Below are 22,590 nucleotides of genomic sequence, written 5' to 3'. Positions count from 1 at the left end.
AATTCTTTTCTTAGTACAAAGATGCTCCACTTTCCCTAGTTATAGGCTACCGTTTTCTTACGAATAGATACCATTTTGATAATCGATTCGGTACTCTTTGGGCGATTGCCCAGTTTTTAATTTAAAAAACCTCGATAAGTGATTGGATTCTGAAAAATGCAATTCGTCCGCTATTTCCGAGATCGTTTTTGAAGTATGTATGAGTTTCATTTTTACTTCAAATAGGAGTCTCGATTTGATAAAGTCGGTAACCGTTACATTGAACTGTGCTTTTACCGCTTTGTTTAGCGATATTCGACTTATTTTCATCATTCCCGCGTAGTCTTCCACTCGTTGGTGAGTATGGATGTGTTTTTCTACCAACTTTCGAAATTGATAGGCTGTATTGTCTAATGAAATAGCCTCATTGAACTTATTGATTTCGAAGTAATTTCTATTTAACGATATTAAGATATAGTACAATAAGGATCGTATAATGTGTACACTATCGCTTTTAGGGTGTACCAACTCGTGTTTAATCTCTCGTAACTTTAATAAGTTATCGTCCATATAAGACGGAGCTACTTCTATTGCTAAAGGAAACTCAGTTTGGTAAAAGTATAGCAATCGGAAAATAAAATATTGATCGGAAAAGAAGTCGTTTAAAAAGTTGTCTTGGAACAATAACAGTTGCCCTTCAAACGTAGCAACATCAGCATGCCACGAATGGTGCTGATGTTTTGATATAAAAATAATACTGTTGGGTTTTAGGGCTATCTTTTCATCATTGAGTTGTAAAAAACCTTCCGCCTTTTTTACCTTCCGCCTTTTTTAAGAAGAAAATCTGAAAGAAATCTGCCGACACCGTTGCATTGGTTAATTCAAACGGACATTCGGACTGAAAGTCGATGGCGTTGAGGTGTAAATTAACCCCACATATGGTTTTGTTAAACTCTAAATATTCCATTTTCTATTTTTAGAATAAGATATAAATTAATCTACAGTTAGTTTTTATATTTGCCAAAATCATTTATGCTATGAAAAATCTTTTACTTTTATTTATCTTAATATTCTTAATAATTAGTAATGTTTATCCTGCTCCTTTTTTAGATAAAAAAACTAAACGTTTAAAAACTTGGATAATAATTGTTCTTAGTATAGCATTATTAATATATATAGCTCTTGTATTTTTAGCTTAAAATAACCTATAGTTTTATAATACTATAGTTTCTCCATCGTTAGGCACTAAGATACTTACCTTTTCTTTTTGTGCTTCTTGGCGTACCATATCTCTAGTAGTTTTACAATGGTCTAAAGATTCCATATGTACAGCTATTACTTTTGCTTTGGGTGCTAACTTGGCTACTTCTACTGCTCTTTTTTCATCCATTAATATTTGTGCACCTCCGTATTCTGCACCTCCCGAATTTACAACAATTATTGCTGGATTGTATTTTTGGATGGTACTCTTAATCTCTTCATCTAAAAGGCAATCGCCTACAATATATACTGTTGGGTATCCTTTAGCTTGCAATACAAAGCCCGATACTTCTCCTAGTGCTTTTAATAACTGATCTGGTCCGTGTTTTCCTTTGGTACGGATAATTGTTGTTCCTTCAAATACTGCTTTTTCTTCCACCAACTGTACCTTGGTAAACGGACTTTCTTCTAAAACTTTTTTATCAAAAGGCTGTCCAAACAATGGCAAACTTTTATCTAATGCTTTTTTTGCTCCTTCATCAAAGTGATCTAAGTGTGTATGCGTTACTAAAACAGCATCTAACCCTTTGGTAATGTCGCTAACTGGTAAAGGTAAATCTACAGTTGGGTTTAGGTTTTTGTTAGGCACTACAAACGACATAAAACTGTGTTTTGGCGATAATGATGGATCTACCAAAAAGGTTTTTCCGTTGTAGTTTAGTTTTAAAGTTGCGTTTCTTATTAGTTGGATGCTTACCGGTTCCATATTCGTTGTTTTTAATTGCTGACAGGCTGTTAATAGCATAATGGCTATGAGCACTATAGGTAATCTTCTCATTTTTAAAATTTTATTTCTGCAAAGATCCTCCCTTTCTCCTGTTATTAGGCTACCAATTATTTACGAATACCTACCATTTTGATAAGCGAGTGGTTTTATTAAATATATAGTATAAAAAATCCCGAGTAAAGAACTCGGGATTTTTATTTTTATGATTTTTGTACTCTTCCTACAGCGCAGCTTACAAACGATTTTGCTTTGTGCAATACCGTATTGTCTGCTCCTACTTCTGGATAACCTAGTTTTGATAATTTTTCTTTTACCAATCCTAGTGTAGCCTCGTTACTTACAAAGGTAACTAATGAGTCTTCTACGCTTACGGCAACGTTGTCTACTCCTTTTATGCTACTTACTCCGTTTACAATGGTGTTTGCACAACCACCGCACTTTAGGTTTTCTATATATACTTCTTGTTTCATGATTACTTATTTTTCTCTTTCCATTCTAAATAGCCTCCTAAAATATTATAAGTTTCAAAGCCTTCTTTCGATAACATTTCCGAAGCTATTTTACTTCTTCCACCCGATCGGCAATAAATATATACTGGTTTTGTTTTGTCTAACTTTTTTAAAGCTTCCTCTTTAAAACCATCTGATGTTACATTTATTTCTGTCGCATTTTTAATAATACCATGTGCCCATTCTGGTGGTGTACGTACATCTAACAACTGAATGTCGGCTTCGTTTTTTAAAACCACTTGTAAATCTTCTACCGTAATATCTTTTACGCCTTCGTTTTTCGATTTACACGACATTGCAATGGCTAGTATACTTACTAGTATTAAAACGTACTTTTTCATCTTAAATTATTTTAATGTTGAAGGACAAACTTGGGCTGTTCTCTCAATATTAGTTTCTTTAATTGCCTTGTATCCTCCTGCTACATCTATTACATTATGATATCCTCTCGCTTTTAAGATTGATGCTGCGATTACCGAACGGTATCCTCCTGCACAGTGGATATAAAAATCTTCTTTTGTTGGGAACTCCGCTATATGATCGTTTAAGAAATCTAACGGTGTACTTGGTACGTCTACGATATGCTCATTGGCATACTCTCCTGGTTTACGTGCATCAAATACTTTCGCATCGTTTTTCATTGCTTCTTCTAATGCTACTGCCGATACCGAACGCATTGTATCTACTTCTTTACCAGATGCTGCCCAAGCCTCAAAACTTCCATCTAAATATCCTACTACATTGTCAAATCCTACTCTCGATAAACGTGTAATGGTTGTTTCTTCATCTCCTTTTGGTGTTACCAATAATATTGGTTGTGTTACGTCTTTTATTAAAGCTCCTACCCATGGTGCAAAGGTTCCGCCTAATCCTATAAATATTGATTGTGGGATGAATCCTTTGACAAAATCGAATTGGTGACGTACATCTAATACAATTGCCTCTGTATCGTTAGCTGCTTTTTCAAACTCATCTACCGATAATGCTTTGGCTCCACTTTTAATTACCTCATCAATCGATTGGTATCCTTCCTTGTTCATTTTTACATTCAATGGGAAGTATGCTGGCGGTGGTAACAATCCATCTGTTACTTCAGCAATAAACTCTTCACGAGTCATGTTTTCACGTAAAGCATAGTTTGTTTTCTTTTGCTCTCCTATAGATCCTACAGTTTCTTTACTTAGGTTCTTTCCACATGCCGATCCTGCTCCGTGTCCTGGGTATACTATTACATCATCTCCTAAAGTCATTACTTTAGTTCGTAAGCTATCGTATAACATTCCCGCTAACTCTTCTTGCGTTAAGCTTGCTGCTTTTTGTGCTAAGTCTGGACGTCCTACATCTCCTAAGAATAAGGTATCTCCACTAAATATTGCATGCTCCTTTCCTTCCTCATCTATTAATAAATAAGTAGTACTCTCCATGGTATGTCCTGGAGTGTGCAATGCTTTTATAGTTACATTTCCTATGGTAAACTCCTCGTTGTCTGTTGCAATATGCGTGTTGAACTTTGGGTTTGCCGTAGGCCCAAATACAATGGAAGCTCCTGTTTTCTCTGCCAAGGTTACGTGACCACTCACGAAATCGGCATGAAAATGAGTTTCAAAAATGTACTTAATCTTCGCTTCATCTTTTTCAGCTCTGTTTATATAAGGTTGTACCTCTCTTAAGGGATCAATAATAGCAGCCTCTCCATTGCTTTCAATGTAGTATGCTCCTTGTGCTAAACAACCTGTATAAATTTGCTCTATCTTCATAATATTAAATTATTCATACGCTTGGTGGATATACTGAGCGTATTTCTTTTGATTTTGATTATCTCCTGTTTTAAAGAAGTTTACAGCTCCATTTACTCTCATAAAAAGGTGGTTTATACTAATAATGTCTAATAAACCTCCTCTAAAGAATGCATCTCTAACAGGTCCTTTAACTCCTGCTAAATAAAACTCTACTCCTCTTTTATTATAATACTTAATTCGTTCTTTAAGCATTTCTATTCCTGTACTATCTACGCGGTTAATGCTTTCTGCATCTAACACGATTAACTTTAAAGCTTCTCCCTTTTCTTCTGTCATTTCCTCCAAGGTATCTCTAAAGTAACTGGCATTGGCATAAAACAATTGGGCATCGAAACGGAATACCAATACTTCTTTGTCTATTTCTACTTCGTTAAATCTGTTTTTGTTTCGGTAAAAATCTGAGTTCGGTACTTTTCCTAATTCAGTAACATAGGGTCTTGATGTTCTAAATATTAAGACTATCAACGATAATCCTACTCCCATTACAATACCATATTCTATACCAAAGATTAATGTTGAAAAGAACGTAGCTACCAACAGCCAGAAATCTAAATTGTTGGCTTTCCATAACCTTTTGGCTTCTTTTACATTAATTAAGTTAAATACCGCTACAATAATGATAGCTGCTAAAATTGTTTTTGGTAAGTGATAAAACACCGGTGTTAAAAACAATAAGGTAAGCACTACAATGATAGCCGATACTATTGCCGATACTCCTGTTGTTCCTCCCGCTTCTTCATTAATTGCCGAACGCGAAAAACTTGATGTTGATGGATAGGATTGAAACAACGATCCTACAATATTACTCAACCCTAAAGCTACCAATTCCTGATTTGGTCGTACTCTATATTCGTCTTGCTTTACTTCTAAGGTTTTTCCTATAGAAATAGTTTCTAAATATCCTACCATTACTAAGGTTCCAGCAATAGGCATTAGTTCTCTTATTAAAGCAATATCTATTACAGGCATTACAAACTTTGGCAATCCTGAAGGAATATCTTTTACAATGGCTACTTCTGAAAAGTGATTCCCGAAATATCGAACAGCTACAATTCCTAAGACCACTACAATTAAGGCATTGGGTATTTTTTTATTGATCTTTCTAAAAATCATGATAATAATACACGCTATAATACCAATAATGGTTGTTGGTGTATTGAAATACATGAATCTAGCAATAATGTCTTCTAATAAAATGTGAATTTGATCGCTTTGTAAAAACTCTACACCTAATAAGTTTCTAAACTGATTTAGTCCGATTATCAATGCTACTGCTGAGGTAAACCCGATAATTACTGGCCTTGATAAAAAGTTTACAATAAACCCTAAACGGAAAATCCCCATTAAAAACTGTATTCCTCCTACCAGCAATGCTAGTAATATGGCAATGGCTATATAACTTTCGGAACCTATTAAGGCTAAAGTAGAAACTCCTGTGGCTACTATTAACGAGTCCATTGCCACTGGCCCTATGGCCACTTGACGAGACGATCCGAAAACTGCATACATTAACTGTGGTACCAAAGCTGCGTATAATCCGTATATAGGTGGTAAGCCAGCAATTAATGCATAAGCTATTCCCTGTGGAATTAATACTATAGCCACCGTAATACCCGCTACTACATCGCCTCTTAATTGCGACTTCCTATAGTTGGGTAACCACTCTAGTATTGGTATGAGCTTTTTTAATAACTTCATCTATCTCTTTTCATTAAAATTATAATAAAACGGAATGGTCCATTCTAAATAATTCTTATCATAACTTTTCTTTTCAACCTTTATTTTATGTATTCCTTTAGATATCTCATTTAAATCTAAATAGCATACCAAACCAAACTGATTGGTTCTTGGGTGATTGTTATAACGTAGAAATTCTACGTCTAGTTTCTTTCCATCTAATGAAACGATGTTGTATGATTTATAACAATCTAATAAATGCTGTATTCTTGCTTCTTTTTGTTCTATGTCTGATTTCTTATCGTCTTCCTGATAGTCTCCACAATTTTCCTTTCGTATTTTTAGTTCGTATTCATACACGGGTATAAACAGCTCTAATGTATTGGAAGTTACTTTGTGTGATTCTATTTCTGGTGTTAGTAAGAAATCATTTTTCTCATTGTCCGATTTGTAAAAATCTGCATAAGCTCTAGTACTATCGTATCTTTTATTTTTTGAAATTAAATGAAGCGTATTTGTATCTTTTAGCTGCACTGCAAACATGAATATTCCTGCTACAGCGAAAACCAATATTAAATATACTATACTCTTTTTCTTCTTAAAGTTAGATCCAAATATCATGGAAACCTGAAGTATGTTTTTATACAAAGGCCCAAACATAATCATAGATACAAACTTTACGAGTTTAAAGTTTAGAATTTGTAAGCCTTCTTTTTCCTTATTCATTTTAAGGTTGGAGAAAAATGTTAGAATGGTTTGTGTAAAGGCTCCTATGATGATGATTCCTGCTGGAATTAATAATATAAAAGCATCTACATATGGCACCAACAAATTGAATAACAATAAATACAAACTCGAAAAAATTGCTGAGTAAGCATAGATTAGTAGAAATGTAAAGGCTACTGAAAAAATTACACTACACAGTTCGTCTACCTTTTTAATTGAATCTTTTAACTTTGGTAATATGGATAGTATCTTTTCTGTATATATCTTTGAATAGGCACTGTCTTCTATACTATAATCGGGAAACACGGAATTTAATCCGACCAAACCAATCCAATAAGCTCGTAATACAAAATGAATTACAAACATTGCTGCTAGTATACTTACTGCTAACAATCCAAAAGTGACTATAAAATATGCTACAAAGTACTGACTGGGATGTAAAGTGTCTATAAAGAAATTAGTAACCCACGATATAATATCGAACAATTTAAATGTACCAAATATTGCGATAGCCGATACCAATAGTTCTGCCTCCCAACTTTCGTCTTTTAAACGTTGTAACCACGTATTATTACTATTTCCCTTATTTTCTCCCATACGTACCTTTTCTTTTTAAAACAATTCCCCTTGACTTGATCCTTTTATTCTGCCTAAATGCTTATAGGCTAAATCGGTTACTTCTCTTCCTCGAGGTGTTCGCATTATAAATCCTTGCTGAATTAAAAATGGTTCATATACCTCTTCTATGGTTTCTGCATTTTCTGCTACTGCTGTTGCTAATGTGGTTATTCCTACTGGTCCTCCCTTGAATTTATCGATAATTGTTGTTAATATTTTATTATCCATTTCGTCCAATCCATGGGCATCTACATTCAATGCTTTTAATGCATATACTGCTATTTCTATGGTTATGGTTCCATCGCCTTTTATTTGTGCAAAGTCTCGTACTCTTCGCAACAATGCATTGGCTATACGTGGTGTACCTCTACTTCTACCCGCTATTTCTATAGCTGCTTCCATTGAAATTGGTACTTTTAATATATGTGCACTACGCTGTATAATGGTAGTTAGTAATTCTGTTGAATAATAATGTAAACGACTGCTGATTCCAAAACGTGCTCTCATTGGAGCTGTAAGTAATCCCGAACGCGTTGTGGCCCCTACTAATGTAAATGGCTCTAAGTTTATTTGCACCGTACGTGCATTTGGCCCTGATTCGATCATAATATCTATTTTATAATCTTCCATTGCCGAGTATAAGTACTCCTCAACTATTGGGCTTAATCGGTGAATCTCATCTATAAATAATACATCACGCTCGTCCAAGTTGGTTAACAATCCTGCTAAGTCTCCTGGCTTGTCTAATACTGGACCAGAAGTTACTTTGATGCCTACTCCCAACTCATTTGCTAAAATATTGGCTAGAGTTGTTTTTCCCAAACCTGGAGGTCCATGGAACAATGCATGGTCTAATGCCTCGTCTCTTTGATTGGCTGCCTCTACAAATATTTTTAAATTCTCAATCGCTTGATCTTGACCTGTAAAATCGTCAAATGACAACGGACGTAACTTCTTTTCTACGTCTAATTCTTCATTTGAAAAGTTTGTATTTTCAGGATTTAGATTTTCATTCATACACGCACAAATATACTTGAAATATTATTTTAGGTTTGTAATAAAAGTTACTTTGATGACTTTATGGGTGCTAAGATACATATTAGTACTTAATGTTTTAGCCCTAAAAAGCCTCTGAAACCTGTGCTTTTTTCTAAGTTGCTTAGGCTATTGAATTTATTCTTTTGGGAAGGTTAAAAAAGTTTTGTTTTATCGTTAGAAGTATATCTTTTTTATCTACAATTTGAATTTATATAATTAAACTCTATTAAATAACCTCTTATTATATTTCTGCTACAAACCAAGTATTTTCTACTCTTAAATATTTCCTGTTTTGAGAGAAACTAATGTTATTCTCTTTTAACATTCTAATTATTTCTATTGAATGATCAACTTCTTTGTTCTGAATTAATTTTCCTACAACTTTAATTTCAATAGGGTTTATTTCCAACCACTTCCATTGATTAATTTTTATAGGACCAATGTGCTGAGGCTCAAAATATCCCTCTATAGGAAAGTTCAAATAATTATTCCAATCTGATACTTCATAGTCTGGATCATAAAACCAGTTGAATCTAATTGTACAGTTTTTCTCTTTAACTATTTCATATACCTTCTCTAACATCTTTTTGCTTTTCATAATTATCAACTTAAAATATATGTTGTAATACAATTTTGCGAAAATTAATCATATTCTTTAAAAAACAAAAAAGATGAACCTAAGTTCATCTTTCTGCTTTGTTATTTTATGGTTCTTTTAAAAATTCACGGTTATCGATCCTCTTAAGAAAAACGGTGTTCCTGGTGTAAAGTGAATTTCCTCTACTGAGTTCACCTCATTTTGCAAACGTGATTCTGTTGCAAACTGTGCTTCATTCCAAGCTACATCAAATAAGTTTTGTACTTGTAATCCTAAGGTTACATTTTTAAACTGGTATCCTACATTCAAATCGGTTACCGTATACCCCTCAGCTACTATTGAATTATCTTCATTTGCCGGTCTGTCATTTATATGTTTTAGTTGTACTCCTCCATATAATCCTGACTTGCTTTTATAGGTTAGTCCACTAGTTAATGTAAAGTCTGGTGCTAACGGTATGTAATCTTGTCCGCTTGCTTCTTCTGTTGCTCTTGCATGCGAATAGTTTGCATCTAAATTGAAGTACAGCTGGTTTACTGGTTCGTATCTTAAACTTAGATCTATACCTTGTCGTTGTGTTTTTCCGCTAGGCTCTACTATTCCTGCATCTCCAACATAGACAAACTCTTGCTCTAAGAATAAATACCAGTAAGCCGTATTGATTAACAATTTAGGTGTTGGTTTCCAAATAAACCCTGCATCGAATCCGTAAGAAGCTGGTAAAATAGTATTTCCTTTTTGTGCTACCACTACTCGTGTATCGTTTGAATGAAATCCTTTTCCTGTTTTTAAGTATAATTGTAAATCTGAATTATAGTTATAAAAGATATTTAGTTTTGGACTTAATATACTTTGTGTTTCCGACTGCGTTTTGTAGTTGGTTTGTAAAGCATCGTTGTATTCGAAGTTGAAATAGTCTAAACGTAAAGCTGGATTAATTGTAAACTTACCAAAGTTAAAGTTTGCTCCAGCGTAAACTCCCATATTGGTTTCGTTGATGTCTCCAAACTGAATTTGATTCAATGTTTGACTTCTGTTAGCGGTGTGCGATAATTCGTTGTTAAAACTTCTATCGTTTCGCAAGCTAATTCCTGCTGTAAAATTACCATCTATATTATTAAAGTCTTGAGTATAATCACTTGTAAAACCAAAGATATTACGTGTTTCTTTTTGTTTGATTTGATCTCCGTTTACTGGATCGTCTAAGAAAAAGGTAAAGTTTGAAAACAGTTCAAAATTATACTTATTGTAAAATAACTTGTTTTTGATTGACGATATTTCTGAGATTACCTTATCATAAGTTACTAAAAGATTGGTACGACTTGTTGTTCCTCCTTCGGTATCGTCTATGGCACCGAAACGTGTAATTAACCCACTATTAATTGCTCGTTGAGGAACTTGCCCTGATGCATCCCATTTACTTGTAAAGTGCGACACGGTGAATCCTACCTTATCTGTATCGGTTACATTATTGGTATACTTTCCAAAAACATTTAACCTATGAAAGTTTTGTGGGCTGTCGAAATATCCATCAGTTAATATATATTCTGAAGCAATGTAGGCACTTTCCTTGTTGTTGTTTAACAAACTAAACATTCCTAACAATCGTTGCGAATTGTACTGTCCTACTTCTAACTTTATGACATTTGAAGCTAATCGGTTTTTGGTTTTAAAGTTTACATAACCCGCTGTATTAAAGTTTCCTTTATCTGCATAATAAGCTCCTTTTCCAAAGTCTATTTTATCTACTGTTTCTGGAATTACAAAGTGTAAATCGGCATACCCTTGTCCGTGTGCATGCGACACCATGTTTACAGGCATTCCATCGGCAGTAATGGTAATATCTGTACCGTGATCAATATCAAATCCTCTTAAAAAGATTTGCTCTGCTTTTCCTCCTCCTGCATGCTGTCCTATAAACAGTCCCGGTACCTTTTGTAATATTTCTTGCGATGAATTTACCGGATTGGTTTGTATATCTACCGCCGTAAGTACATTCAATGCATTTAGTTTTTTTCCTATGGTTACTTCTTCAAGAGAAACAAAATTCTCTTCTAATGTAATTGTGATAGGCTTTAAATCATCGACTACTATTTTTTTTCTTTTGTAGTTTATATGACTTATTTCTAAGGTATCTCCAACTGTTACATGATGCAGTATAAATACCCCTCGCTCATTACTATGTGTATGATGCTTTTCGTTTTCACTTAGGTTTAATATATGTGCTTCTGTTATTGGAATGTTTTCTTGTGAAACTATCTTTCCTTTTAGCGTTTGTGCAAAGATTTGCTGTGCCAGCAAAGCACAACAAATTGTGATTAGTTGTTTCATTCTCACGGCTAGTGTTTACTTAAATATTTGAATTTGTTTTGCAACTGAGTTGCCTTAAAGCGACTCAGTTGCAAAAGTAAATTTTATTCGTGTTGCTTCTTTCTTTTAATGAAACTTTAACGTGTTATTAACGATTCCTTTTGGGTTTAACCTTTAATGGTACTTTTATAAAACAAAAAAGATGAACCTAAGTTCATCTTTTCTTATTGTAAATATATATTCTATTTAAGAATTATCTTCTACTGTTGCGTCTGGTGCATTCTTTTTTACTGAAGCTATTCCGTTTTCCATTGCATCTTTACTTGAATACATTTCGCTATTTCCAATTACTTGTCCGTTAGCTGCCTTTAAGTTAAAATATGGACTTCCGTTTTTTGCTTCTAGTCTATCGAATCTAGCGTCGTTTTGCGAATTCGTTTTTACAGAGTCAATTCCGTTATTACAAGCTGCTTTTGTAGTATAAGCTTCACTTGAAAGAATTACTTGTCCATTTCCCGCTTTTAAGTTAAATCTGAATTGCCCAGACTTATCTGTTTTAATTTCGAATTTTCCCATTTTATATAATTTTATATCAATAAAAATACACAAATATGTGTATTCTCATAGATATTGTTGAAAAAACTGTTTTAAAATTAACTATAATCTCTTTTTAACCATTAAGAAAATAGTTTAACATAGGGATAATGGTTAATGCTAGATAAAACTTCCACCAATTATTTTTAAATGAAATATCTTTTTGATTAAGTTTCATAAACTGTGAATACAAAAAGCAAATAAATATTGAAAAAGCTAAAATAGAAATCATTCCCATGATAACTTGATAGATACTTCTTTTAAAATACAATTGGAAACCAATTCCTATGATAGTTATTATTAATATTTTGTTTAAATGATATTTTTTTAAAATAGCTTTATTCATTCCTTTAGTACAATTTTCGTCTAAATTAAAAAAACTACCCTAATTTGTATTAAGATAGTTTTAATAATATATATTAATGAATCACTCACTCTTGCATGCCACTAATTGTAAACTGGCGGGAGCGGAGGGTTTGTAAGAAAACATGATGTTACTTATTTCTTTATTAGGTACCAATTTGGATCAATTTTGTTCTCGTCAATAAGTCTTGAGATCCATTTTTCATTATTGATATTGCTTATATCCGAAGCATAAACTAAATAATTATTATTTATAAAAAATATGATACAATCTCCAATTGATTCTTTACTTACTATTTTAGGTATATTTATCTTTTCATATTCCTCAAATATCTTAGAAGTATAATCATTAACAAATGAATATGATTTGTTTTGTTTCTTATATTGATAACTGAAGGATTTGATATCGAATTTTTTATTCGTATTCTCTTTTAAACACTCCAAAGTAGGTTCAGTACATCTATAATACTCAAAGTTTGGAAGTAGGTACTCAACTCCATTTTCTTCTTTTTTCATGAATGGAGCTATAAATACATTTTGCTTTTTACTTCTTGCTTCAATTGTAACACCTTTAAATAAATGATATTTTGAATTTTGAATTTTCTCAATCATTTCCTTTTCTAATCTAGGTGCATTATTTTGTTTACAAGAATAAAACAAAATACAAATAGTAATAAAAAATATTTTTCTCATAATTACTTAAAATTCCTTTTCTGTCACTAGACAAACTAGCAGGAACAGGAGATATTATTTTTTATCTAAGAGTTATGTTCTTCCTTAGCTTTTAGACCGTTTTTTTTACCATATTCTATAAAATTCATTATCATAAACGAAATAGGTAAGGCAATCAAACTCCATAATTTAATATACTTTTGAAAATAAGTAGATGTTATTTTATAAAAAATAACCACCAGTACAATGGAAACTAAAAACTTTATGATAATAATACCTTTTTTCTCATTAGGTGCCCTGAAAAAACTTATAAAACCTAATAAGGTTAAAAATAAGCTGGTTAATAATGCTTCTAAAGAAAAAATAAAAACTTTATCGAAGTTATAGTCTTCCAAATAAATACTTGTTAAAAAGTAAACTACTACAAAACTTAATATGTATTTCATTCCCAATTATTTAAACTATTATTACCTCTTGCTCCCGCACGATTGTATCATGTGGAATTCTATTTATAAAACTTAAATACATCTACGTTATCTAACCTGCTTCTACTGGGTTGCTATGAATGCACTGTATTTTTTTCATTGATTATCTTATAACTACAATTTCTATTCTTCCTCTTCTAAAATTGGAAATAGTGGAGATTTATCAATAACATCTTCATCGTTCACTCCAGAATAACCACCTCCAACTTGATTACTATTTTCTTCTGCCCAAGAAATGATAACCTCCATTAATTCGCGAGCTTTCTTTTCTGATAATCGTTCTCCATTTGCTTTTTCTAAGCAAAATTTAAATTCCCAACAATCTGCTTCTTTTTTCATAATTATATTCAAATTTTAATTTTCTTTTATCGCACGATGGAATCGTACGAAAGTGGGGCAAGAACCAAATAATTTAAGCCTTTATAATTTCAAATTAAGTTTTGTTTGCTCTATGTTTTTGTTAAAAAAAACATTTAAATCATTCTTATTTTCATATTCTTTTTCTAAGTATACCATATTTTCTAAAATACTTTTAATCCAACCTATTTCCAAATCTTCTTTTTTAAGTTCTTTAATAAATCCTGATAGAATCTTCTTTCCTTTTTTATTATCAGAATGAATTGCTGAATAAACTAAAGCTTCTTTAATTCTTATATTTTTTACTTTCTTATTTTTAAAATAATCATATAAATCTTCTGAAGTTTTTATTTTTGACAAAAAGCCTTTTAATTCTTTTTTTATTAAAGACTTTAATTCCGAAATTGTTTTATCTATATCAGAGTTATTTTTCAAATGCCATACTCCTCCATTTTTTTTAATTTCCATCCTTTTTCCTAAAGTCAAACTTAAATCCTCATTTTCAACATACAAAGGCATTACAAAAGACCACACATAAACTTCATCTTTGTGAAAACCTGATTTCTCAAAACAAAACCCTACTAATAATTCATTTATATCTTTATTATAAAGTACACCTTCCTTTAATATAAAACTATTAGGAAAAACATCTTTTAAGTGATTCTCATATATTCTTTTTATTTCTGTATTTGTCATTATTTTATTGTTCAGGTTTTTGTTCTTCTCGCTACCACTAGTCTCTGACTAGTGGTAAATACATTTAATTTTTATTTAATTAAACTCTGAGAAACTCATAGCATTTTACAATTTTCGTCTAAAATAAAAAAACTACCCTAATTTATATTAAGGTAGTTTTAGTAATATATATTAATGAATCACTCACTCTTGCATACCACTAGTTGCAAACTAGCGGGAGCGGGGGTATTTTTTATAATAATTTATCTGTTATAGTTTTTAATTAAATTATCGATATACAAAAAAAACGACTTCTTATTGTAGACAATATCTTCTAATATATAGATTGGTTCAAAGAGTCCGTTATCACAATTTATTACAGGATTAATAGTATTGACAGCGTCGTTTTTTAGATATATCCATTCGCCATTAATTACATTCTCTTTCAAAAAACAACCTATAATAGCTACAAGAGAGTTTTTATGCTTCAGAATTTCTTTTTCATTAAAAGATTCTAACAAACTGTCTAATTTCTTTAATTCATTAACATCTGAAAAATCTAAATCATAACTATTCAAAAAGAATGTAGTATATAAATCAATTTTATCAATAAAGTTTTTGTCTTTTACTTGAATTTTTGACTTTACACTCTCTTTAGCGATTTTTGACGTTAACTTTTTAAAGTTTTTTAAGTCATCTAAATCATTGAATAAAAAAGTTTTCATGTCCATCATATCAAAAATAATTCTATTATCATTCAATACGTAAACTTCACTATCATATTTACTATCACTCATTTCCTTATTTAAGACTCCTTTAAAATTTACTAATAAAGAATCTTTCTCTTTTTCTGTTAATGTGTGATAAGTGATTTCTTGTAATATATGTTTATTCATTTTTTAATCTCCTCTTCTAACGCTAGTCTCTGAATAGTGGTATACACAATTAATTTTTACTTAATTAAACTCTGCAAAACTCATAGCATTTTACAATTTTCGTCTAAAATAAAAAAACTACTTCAATTTCTTAAAGTAGTTTTTATTAGTTAGAATAGTTTACAATAATCATTTTAATGATAAAAATTAGCAACTTATAAACTAAAAAGAATATTTATAAAAACAATTTATCATTTTTTAAATAAATAATCAGTAAACCTAACTTCTTTTTGAAGTTTTACTTACCTTCGCCACTTCAAAAAATTGCTTTATTTCTTTTGAAAAACTAAAAAGATAATTGCTACATATTACTAATACATTTTTAAATCAATCTTATGAAAAGAACTACTATTCTCTTTTATATGAATGTTGTATTATTTCTATTTTATAACAATGGAAATTCTCAAACTTCATCACACTTTCCTGGTTCTGTTGAGCCTAGTAAAGACAAACCTGTTTCTTATAAAATAAAAAACTCTTTCTCTAATAACGATTTAGTTAATTTATATACAGGGATGTTAAACGTTAACTTAAATATACTTGACCCTAAATATAGAGACATTAATTTACCTATTTCACTTAATTACAAAAAAGATGGAATTAAAGTTAATGAACGCGATAGTGAAATAGGCTTAGGATGGACAATAAATGCTGGAGGTTATATCATTAGAGAATTGAGGGGAAATCCAGATGAAAATTTATATGACGGTATTAATGAAAGTAATTTCGGGCGATTTTGCGATTTATCTTTCTCTCATTTACCAAATACAGTATCGCATGGTCCTTTTCTATCATTTACAAACGGTAATTGTTTTAATAAAAACACAACTTTTGAAAGTATTAAAAACTATCTATTAGAAAATGAGACCGTTCCTTTATCTTGTTATACTGAATCTCTTGTTCCAGGTAATCAAAAATATCAAGAAGGTTATATTCATGAACAGTTATTCAAAAAAATGTTAATCGTTGGAGGTAGAAATTGGGATGGTTATAATACTCAACCAGATATTTTTCATTACTCAGTTCCTAATTTCTCTGGGAGCTTTGTTTTAGATAGTGTTGGGGCTCCATTAATTATTTCTGGTAATCCTAATGTAAAAATACTTCCTGCAATAGGGCCTCTTTCAGAAAGTAATTCTTGGGTAATTATAACTCCAAATGGTTTGAAGCATAATTTTTTAAATAATAATGAGTTTACTGAAACTTCTTTTAGTAAAAATATAGGCTCAAAATGGGGAGGAGTAGCTTTTTTTGGATATGACACTAAAGAAGAAGTGACAAAAGATAGTTTTGATGCAATGCCAAACCTTAAAGAATATAAACCAAGTATTCATGGTAGTAGCTTTATAAAAAACGAAAGGTTTTTTATTTCTAAATGGAATTTATCTAGCATTCAATCTCTTAAAACAAAATCCCAAGTTAATTTAACTTATAAATCTATTAATACAAAAGAAGATTTTTATGCTCGAGAAGATAGAATAGACTATATAAGATCTTATCAAAAAAAATATCTAAACCAAATTCATGATCCTAATAATTATTCTATAGAAGGGCCATACACTATTAATTATCATAATAATAGATATCAAACTTTTGACTTCGAAGATTTATTTTCTACTCCAAACAAATCATATTTTTATCCTGTCAACTTTGGTGTTTCAAATCCAAAAATTTTAAGTTCTATAATAATGGGGGATAATAAAATAACTTTTGAAAGTGGAAACAATTATAACAATCAACAATGGTATATAAATAATATAAAGCTTATTAATAATGATAAGGAAGTAAAATCATTTCATTTTGAATATGAAAAATTTCAAACTAACGATGATAGAATTAAATTAAAAAGTTTTTATCAAATTTCCAATAATATTAAAAGTAATAAATATGATTTTACTTATTACGATCAGCATGATAAATTACCTCCAAGATATTCTAGTAAACAAGATCTATGGGGATATTATAATAATAATACGTCTAATTCACTAATAGTAACAGGTAAACGTTTTGGTAAAACATTTAGCATCAATACAGACAGAACTCCAGAATTAAATAAAGCTAAAACATTTATGTTAAAAAAGATTCAATATCCTACAAAAGGGTATAAAGAGTTTTTTTATGACTTAAATACCTATTCCTATACTATGTCTGGTCTTAATAGATTTAGTACAGAAACTGCTATAGGCGGACTTAGAGTTTCTAAAATAGTTTCTAATGACCTAAAAAATGAGTATACTACTAATTTTGAATATAAAAACGGTACTGTCCCTCATTATATCGACAATTGGAATAACTATTTTCAAGCAGATTCTAAATTTTACCTGAATGATAATTTCAAAATTCATAATGTAAATGAATACTTAAAAAGAAGCTCTCATACTACATCTCCTTTGAAAAGAACTAAAGGTGGAATAGTTGGATATGAAAATGTTACAGTTAGTCAAAATGGTAATGGTAAAACATATTTTAGCTTTAGAGCTCCACTAGAAATAAACGATGAAAAAGGAGAACATTACATGTATCCTTTCAGGAATCGGGTAAGTGTTTCTCCAAATGTAGACAGGGCAAACACTTCTAAAGATGCCTTAAGAGGTTTATTAACTTCTAAAATTATTTATAATGAGAAAGGACAAATACTGACTATTGAAAATTATGAATATTCAGACTTATTCTTACCATCAAAAGTTTACTCAATAGATTCAAAAAAGCAACTTTATGGACCACAAGGATATAATTACTCTTCTTCACAATTTGTTATACAATTAGAATATACTAAAATACCAACGTTTTATGCTCAAAAAAAGAAAATGACTATTAAGAATTTTTTCTATGAGGATAATAATGTTCGTGAACAAAATATAACGGAAAATTATTATTATAATTCAAATCGTCAATTAAATAGAATAGAAAAAGAAAATTCAAAAGGAGACTTAATAAAAACAGAAAAAGATTTTCTCACAAATTCTTATATCAACACTCATCCTAATGAAAAATTTCTTGATATTATAAAAGGTCATAATCGATTATCCGATCCTATCAGTGTTAAAGTATTTAAAAATTCTAAAAAGTTATTTGAAAGAAAAAAAGCATATAACAAATTTGGAGATTTATATTTAACTTCTAATATTGAAGCTTCAAAAGGGATAAATCCTCTTGAAAAACAGGCAATTTATCAACGATATGACATTAAAGGAAATTTAGTTGAATCCAGAAAAAATGAAAACTCTATATCTTCAGTTTATTTATGGGGCTATGATTATACACTTTTAATAGCTAAAATAGAAGGAGCTACTTATGCGGAAGTATTAACTTCATTAGGTAAAAGTGTTACAGATGACTTAAGTTATTTGCAAAATTTAACAAACAGTCAAATCGAATCAGAAATTCACAAAATAAGAAAATCATTACCAAACTCAAATGTTACAACCTATACTCACATACCTTATGTAGGTAATGCTAGTATAATAGATTCAAGAGGAGAAAAAATATACTATGAGTATGATATTTTTAATCGATTGCAATTCGTAAAAGATAAAGATGGAAATATTTTAAAAGAAACCAAATACAACTATAAAAACTAAAAAAGTTATGAAAAAGCTATTATATACATTATTGTTAATGAGTTGCTATAGTTATGGACAAGAAATTACAATAGAAAAAAAAGATTATACTGTAAATGAAAATGAGAATATTACACTAAAAGCAACACAAAGTATTACATTAAAACCTCTAACTTGGATAAAACAAGGAGCCATATTTAACGCTAAAATAGTTGAAGAAAATTATGTTCCTTCAATTTTTAGTGATGAAAACTATGTATTTACTAGAGCTTATAGAAAAGCTCTAAAAAGTCCCTTAAATATAACAAGTACAAGTGATGTAATAGAAAACATTACTTATTTAGACGGTTTAGGAAAAGATAAGCAAAAAATAGGAATTCGTCAAGGTGCTAACGGTAAAGATATTATTACACATATAGAGTATGATACTTTTGGGCGTCAAACAAAAGAATATTTACCTTATGCTGCAAATACTCAAAATGGATTAATAAGAACTGGCTCAGTCGCTGAAGAAGCTAAAAATTACTATAAAGCTATACATGGTTCAGATTTTGCTGATGTAAATTTACCTATAAACTCTTATTCTGAAGAAGAATTAGAAAATTCTCCATTAAATAGAATAATAAAACAAGCAGCACCTGGGCAGGATTGGCGCATTGGAAGTGGCCATGAAACTAAGTTTGATTACCTTACCAATTTAAATGAGGAGGTAAAAATATTTGAAGTAACTAATATAGTTTCAAATAAAACATATACACCTAGTTTAATAGGAGGAAATACCTTTTACCCTGAAGGAGTTTTACAAAAAAATATAACTAAGGACGAGAATTGGACTACTGGGTTAGATAATACTACAGAGGAGTTTATAAACAAACAAGGTCAATTGATATTAAAACGAGTTTATAATAATAGTCTAAAACATGATACTTACTATGTATACGATGATTTTGGGAATTTAACTTATGTTTTACCTCCTAAAATAGACGCTACAGAAGCTTCAAGTAATTTGTCAGTAATACAAACTAAACTAAACGATTTAGGGTATCAGTACAAGTATGACCATAGAAATCGATTAGTAGAAAAAAAAGTACCTGGAAAAGAGTGGGAATACATCATATATGATAAATTAAATAGACCAGTACTTATTCAAGACGCCAATTTAAGAGCCCAAAACAATTGGTTATTCACAAAATATGACAAATTTGGAAGAGTTGTTTATACAGGTATATACAACGATTATAATACAAGAATAGGTATGCAACAAACAGTTGATGATGAAACTGATGTATTTATTGAACATAGAATTTTATTATCTAATGCTATACCTAACGCTAATATTTATTATTCAAACAATAGCATGCCATATGAAATTTTAGGTGAAAATATTTATACAATTAATTATTACGATACTTATATTGATTTACCGTCAGAATTAAGTAATACAATAATAACAAGTTATGGAAAAAAGTCATCTGAAAACACAAAAAACTTAACAACAGTTCAAAAAACTAGAATATTCAGTAATGAAAATAATTGGATAACTACAGTAACGTATTACGATGATAAGGCACGTCCAATTTATATGTATACTAAAAATGATGAGTTACATACTATTGATATTGTAGAAAATAAGTTAGATGACTTTACAGGAAGAGTATTAGAAACAAAGACTACACATAAAAAGACCGGACAAGTAGATATTATAACAGTAGATAAGTTTTTCTATGATAACTTAGATAGAGTTATTAAGCAAACACAAACTATAGGTAATAATACTGAAGTAATAGCAGAAAACTTTTATGATGAATTAGGAAAATTACAGGAGAAACGAATTGGAGGAAAAGAAAATCAATCAAGGTTACAAACCATAAATTATAAATATAATATACATGGGTGGTTAAAAACAATAAACCAAGATAATATAGATGATAATGATTTATTTAATTTAAGTTTAGAATATAATAATCCAACCAGTGGAAAAGCATTATATAATGGAAATATCAGTCAATTAAGTTGGAATACATTAAACACGGATACTAGTACAAAAACATACAATTATAGTTATGATGTTTTAAACAGAATTACTTCAGCTATAGACAATACAGCTGATAATCGTTATAGTTTAATAAATGTGACTTATGATAAGAATGGTAATATTCAATCATTAAAAAGAAATGGGCACAGAGATACTGATGTTACTTCTTTTGGTTTAATGGATAACTTACAATACTCCTACGGCAATAATAATAACAGTAATCAATTAGTAAAAGTCGAAGAACTCTCTGGAGGAAGTAAAGTTACTGGTTTTAAAGATGCTATTGATCTTACCACTGAATATGTTTATGATGCTAATGGGAATCTTATAAAAGATTTAAATAAAAATATAGGTACATTATCAAATAATGGAATTACATACAATTATTTAAATTTACCTAGTGAGATCAAATTTAACAATTCGAACACTCAAAAAATTAATTTCATCTATGATGCAAATGGAACTAAACTAAAAAAAATTGTCAATAATAATGGAAATATTACAACTACAGAATATGCGGGGAATTATGTATACAAGAATAATAGTTTAGAATTTTTTAATCATCCTGAAGGATATGTTATGCCTAATAATTTAGGGTTTAAATATGTTTATAATCATTTAGATTATTTAGGAAATGTTAGACTTTCATATACAGATAATAATAATGATGGTGTTATTACTGCAAGTACCGAAATTATAGAAGAGAAAAATTATTATCCTTTTGGAGCTTTGCAAAAAGGATATAATTCTAATTACAGTTCTATAGGAAATAAAACAGCTCAAAAATTTGGTTTTGGTGGTAAAGAACTTAACGATGACAATATAGACGGTAATCAATTAAACTGGCATGATTTCGGTTCTAGAAATTATGATGCTTATTTAGGTAGATGGTTTACTATTGATCCAAAAGCAGAAGATATAATGCAAATAGATATAACTCCTTATAACTATAGCTGGAACAATCCTGTAAATGTAAGTGACCCTGATGGAGAATGTCCTATGTGTTGGGGATTTGTAATAGGTGCTGCCATCGATTATGGAATGCAAGTTGCCGTTAATTATGCCGAAGGTAAAACTGGTGTTGCGGCTTGGACACAAGTAGATAAAACAAAAATTTTTATCTCAGCAACTTCTGGTGCTTTAACAGGTGGTTTAAACTCTATAAAAGCAGTAAGTGCAACTGACAAAGTTTTAAAAGTAGTTACTCAGGTAGCCATTGATGCAGGAACAGAAACTGCAAATCAATTAAATGAAACAAAAACAGTCAATGGTAAAGATTTAATTAAAAACGTTGTACAAGCAAAACTTATAGATAAAGGTATAGGAAAAATTAAGGTTTTCAACAATGTCCCTAAAAGTGAAATGGCTACAGCAAAAAGAGTAGCTGACAGGGCTAGGAGAGTAAATAGAAGTAATGATAGAGTATCGAGGCAAAAAGCAGCAAGAGAATCTAAAGAACGAGTAACAAATTTACAAAAGAAAGATAAAGCTATAGATACTGCTAATGATGTTGTTGAACAGGTTACAAAAAAATATGTAGAAAATGCTGCTAATACAATAAGGAAAAGTAAAAGAATAAAAAAAGACATTCGTCCAAAAATTACTAGAAAAAAAGATAATACAAAAGTTAATATCAGAAGAACAGATATGTAAAGAAAAAAGCGAGATATATA

19 protein-coding genes are annotated in these 22,590 nt (G+C 30.4%); 2 read left to right on the top strand and 17 right to left on the bottom strand.

Annotation, left to right across the window (positions count from 1 at the left end):
• Positions 1–57 precede the first annotated feature (57 nt).
• The 17 genes from ACOQN8_RS08170 to ACOQN8_RS08090 form a co-directional block, all read right to left on the bottom strand.
• Positions 58–663, bottom strand: coding sequence for a helix-turn-helix domain-containing protein (locus tag ACOQN8_RS08170; RefSeq protein WP_420552303.1), 606 nt, complete (start codon positions 661–663; stop codon positions 58–60).
• A gap of 529 nt (positions 664–1,192) precedes the next feature.
• Complete coding sequence (locus ACOQN8_RS08165; RefSeq protein ID WP_420552302.1) at positions 1,193–2,017, bottom strand: MBL fold metallo-hydrolase; 825 nt, start codon at positions 2,015–2,017, stop codon at positions 1,193–1,195.
• A gap of 149 nt (positions 2,018–2,166) precedes the next feature.
• A complete protein-coding gene (locus ACOQN8_RS08160) occupies positions 2,167–2,436 on the bottom strand; it encodes a heavy-metal-associated domain-containing protein (RefSeq protein ID WP_150901323.1) in 270 nt (89 codons plus the stop codon).
• Between the two features lie 2 nt (positions 2,437–2,438).
• Positions 2,439–2,816, bottom strand: coding sequence for a rhodanese-like domain-containing protein (locus ACOQN8_RS08155; protein ID WP_420552301.1), 378 nt, complete (start codon positions 2,814–2,816; stop codon positions 2,439–2,441).
• Positions 2,817–2,822: 6 nt separating this feature from the next.
• Complete coding sequence (locus ACOQN8_RS08150) at positions 2,823–4,232, bottom strand: MBL fold metallo-hydrolase (RefSeq protein WP_420552300.1); 1,410 nt, start codon at positions 4,230–4,232, stop codon at positions 2,823–2,825.
• A gap of 9 nt (positions 4,233–4,241) precedes the next feature.
• Positions 4,242–5,972 (bottom strand): SulP family inorganic anion transporter, encoded by a 1,731-nt coding sequence (locus ACOQN8_RS08145; protein ID WP_150901326.1) that lies wholly within the window; start codon positions 5,970–5,972, stop codon positions 4,242–4,244.
• Complete coding sequence (locus tag ACOQN8_RS08140; RefSeq protein WP_420552299.1) at positions 5,973–7,274, bottom strand: hypothetical protein; 1,302 nt, start codon at positions 7,272–7,274, stop codon at positions 5,973–5,975. It lies immediately after the preceding gene.
• A 15-nt stretch (positions 7,275–7,289) separates the two neighbouring features.
• On the bottom strand, positions 7,290–8,312 hold the full coding sequence (ruvB, locus tag ACOQN8_RS08135) for a Holliday junction branch migration DNA helicase RuvB (RefSeq protein ID WP_272151252.1): 1,023 nt from the start codon (positions 8,310–8,312) through the stop codon (positions 7,290–7,292).
• Between the two features lie 262 nt (positions 8,313–8,574).
• Positions 8,575–8,931: a DUF6678 family protein gene (locus ACOQN8_RS08130; RefSeq protein ID WP_420552298.1), complete on the bottom strand. Its 357-nt coding sequence runs from the start codon at positions 8,929–8,931 to the stop codon at positions 8,575–8,577.
• 117 nt (positions 8,932–9,048) lie between these two features.
• Entirely contained in the window at positions 9,049–11,262 is a 2,214-nt protein-coding gene (locus tag ACOQN8_RS08125; RefSeq protein ID WP_420552297.1) for a TonB-dependent receptor, read from the bottom strand.
• Positions 11,263–11,487: 225 nt separating this feature from the next.
• Positions 11,488–11,817: a YegP family protein gene (locus tag ACOQN8_RS08120; RefSeq protein ID WP_150901331.1), complete on the bottom strand. Its 330-nt coding sequence runs from the start codon at positions 11,815–11,817 to the stop codon at positions 11,488–11,490.
• Between the two features lie 94 nt (positions 11,818–11,911).
• Positions 11,912–12,181: a hypothetical protein gene (locus ACOQN8_RS08115; protein WP_420552296.1), complete on the bottom strand. Its 270-nt coding sequence runs from the start codon at positions 12,179–12,181 to the stop codon at positions 11,912–11,914.
• 152 nt (positions 12,182–12,333) lie between these two features.
• Positions 12,334–12,891, bottom strand: coding sequence for a hypothetical protein (locus ACOQN8_RS08110; protein ID WP_420552295.1), 558 nt, complete (start codon positions 12,889–12,891; stop codon positions 12,334–12,336).
• A 65-nt stretch (positions 12,892–12,956) separates the two neighbouring features.
• Complete coding sequence (locus ACOQN8_RS08105; protein ID WP_420552294.1) at positions 12,957–13,316, bottom strand: hypothetical protein; 360 nt, start codon at positions 13,314–13,316, stop codon at positions 12,957–12,959.
• A gap of 162 nt (positions 13,317–13,478) precedes the next feature.
• Positions 13,479–13,694, bottom strand: coding sequence for a hypothetical protein (locus ACOQN8_RS08100; protein WP_420552293.1), 216 nt, complete (start codon positions 13,692–13,694; stop codon positions 13,479–13,481).
• Between the two features lie 81 nt (positions 13,695–13,775).
• Entirely contained in the window at positions 13,776–14,408 is a 633-nt protein-coding gene (locus ACOQN8_RS08095; RefSeq protein ID WP_420552292.1) for a hypothetical protein, read from the bottom strand.
• A 242-nt stretch (positions 14,409–14,650) separates the two neighbouring features.
• Positions 14,651–15,283, bottom strand: a complete 633-nt coding sequence (locus ACOQN8_RS08090) for a hypothetical protein (RefSeq protein ID WP_420552291.1) — start codon at positions 15,281–15,283, stop codon at positions 14,651–14,653.
• Between the two features lie 374 nt (positions 15,284–15,657).
• Between ACOQN8_RS08090 and ACOQN8_RS08085 the strand changes: the two genes are divergently transcribed.
• Positions 15,658–18,903 carry a hypothetical protein gene (locus ACOQN8_RS08085; RefSeq protein ID WP_420552290.1) on the top strand — a complete coding sequence of 1,082 codons (3,246 nt, stop codon included), beginning with the start codon at positions 15,658–15,660 and terminating at the stop codon, positions 18,901–18,903.
• 7 nt (positions 18,904–18,910) lie between these two features.
• The gene (locus ACOQN8_RS08080) at positions 18,911–22,570 is read left to right on the top strand and encodes a DUF6443 domain-containing protein (protein WP_420552289.1); all 3,660 of its coding nucleotides are present in this window, start codon (positions 18,911–18,913) and stop codon (positions 22,568–22,570) included.
• Positions 22,571–22,590: the final 20 nt, after the last annotated feature.

Origin of the sequence: Tenacibaculum aiptasiae, assembly GCF_965221665.1 — a bacterium.
GTDB lineage: Bacteria > Bacteroidota > Bacteroidia > Flavobacteriales > Flavobacteriaceae > Polaribacter > Polaribacter aiptasiae.
The sequence above is the reverse complement of the archived record's forward strand: the minus strand, read 5'-3'. Positions and strand labels throughout refer to the sequence as shown.

Coding starts and splice junctions, on each gene's coding strand:
- ACOQN8_RS08115 (WP_420552296.1), bottom strand. CDS start 12,181: ATGAATAAAGCTATTTTAAAAAAATATCATTTAAACAAAATATTAATA.
- ACOQN8_RS08120 (WP_150901331.1), bottom strand. CDS start 11,817: ATGGGAAAATTCGAAATTAAAACAGATAAGTCTGGGCAATTCAGATTT.
- ACOQN8_RS08160 (WP_150901323.1), bottom strand. CDS start 2,436: ATGAAACAAGAAGTATATATAGAAAACCTAAAGTGCGGTGGTTGTGCA.
- ruvB (WP_272151252.1), bottom strand. CDS start 8,312: ATGAATGAAAATCTAAATCCTGAAAATACAAACTTTTCAAATGAAGAA.
- ACOQN8_RS08095 (WP_420552292.1), bottom strand. CDS start 14,408: ATGACAAATACAGAAATAAAAAGAATATATGAGAATCACTTAAAAGAT.
- ACOQN8_RS08140 (WP_420552299.1), bottom strand. CDS start 7,274: ATGGGAGAAAATAAGGGAAATAGTAATAATACGTGGTTACAACGTTTA.
- ACOQN8_RS08150 (WP_420552300.1), bottom strand. CDS start 4,232: ATGAAGATAGAGCAAATTTATACAGGTTGTTTAGCACAAGGAGCATAC.
- ACOQN8_RS08085 (WP_420552290.1), top strand. CDS start 15,658: ATGAAAAGAACTACTATTCTCTTTTATATGAATGTTGTATTATTTCTA.
- ACOQN8_RS08130 (WP_420552298.1), bottom strand. CDS start 8,931: ATGAAAAGCAAAAAGATGTTAGAGAAGGTATATGAAATAGTTAAAGAG.
- ACOQN8_RS08165 (WP_420552302.1), bottom strand. CDS start 2,017: ATGAGAAGATTACCTATAGTGCTCATAGCCATTATGCTATTAACAGCC.
- ACOQN8_RS08125 (WP_420552297.1), bottom strand. CDS start 11,262: ATGAAACAACTAATCACAATTTGTTGTGCTTTGCTGGCACAGCAAATC.
- ACOQN8_RS08145 (WP_150901326.1), bottom strand. CDS start 5,972: ATGAAGTTATTAAAAAAGCTCATACCAATACTAGAGTGGTTACCCAAC.
- ACOQN8_RS08105 (WP_420552294.1), bottom strand. CDS start 13,316: ATGAAATACATATTAAGTTTTGTAGTAGTTTACTTTTTAACAAGTATT.
- ACOQN8_RS08110 (WP_420552295.1), bottom strand. CDS start 12,891: ATGAGAAAAATATTTTTTATTACTATTTGTATTTTGTTTTATTCTTGT.
- ACOQN8_RS08080 (WP_420552289.1), top strand. CDS start 18,911: ATGAAAAAGCTATTATATACATTATTGTTAATGAGTTGCTATAGTTAT.
- ACOQN8_RS08100 (WP_420552293.1), bottom strand. CDS start 13,694: ATGAAAAAAGAAGCAGATTGTTGGGAATTTAAATTTTGCTTAGAAAAA.
- ACOQN8_RS08090 (WP_420552291.1), bottom strand. CDS start 15,283: ATGAATAAACATATATTACAAGAAATCACTTATCACACATTAACAGAA.
- ACOQN8_RS08155 (WP_420552301.1), bottom strand. CDS start 2,816: ATGAAAAAGTACGTTTTAATACTAGTAAGTATACTAGCCATTGCAATG.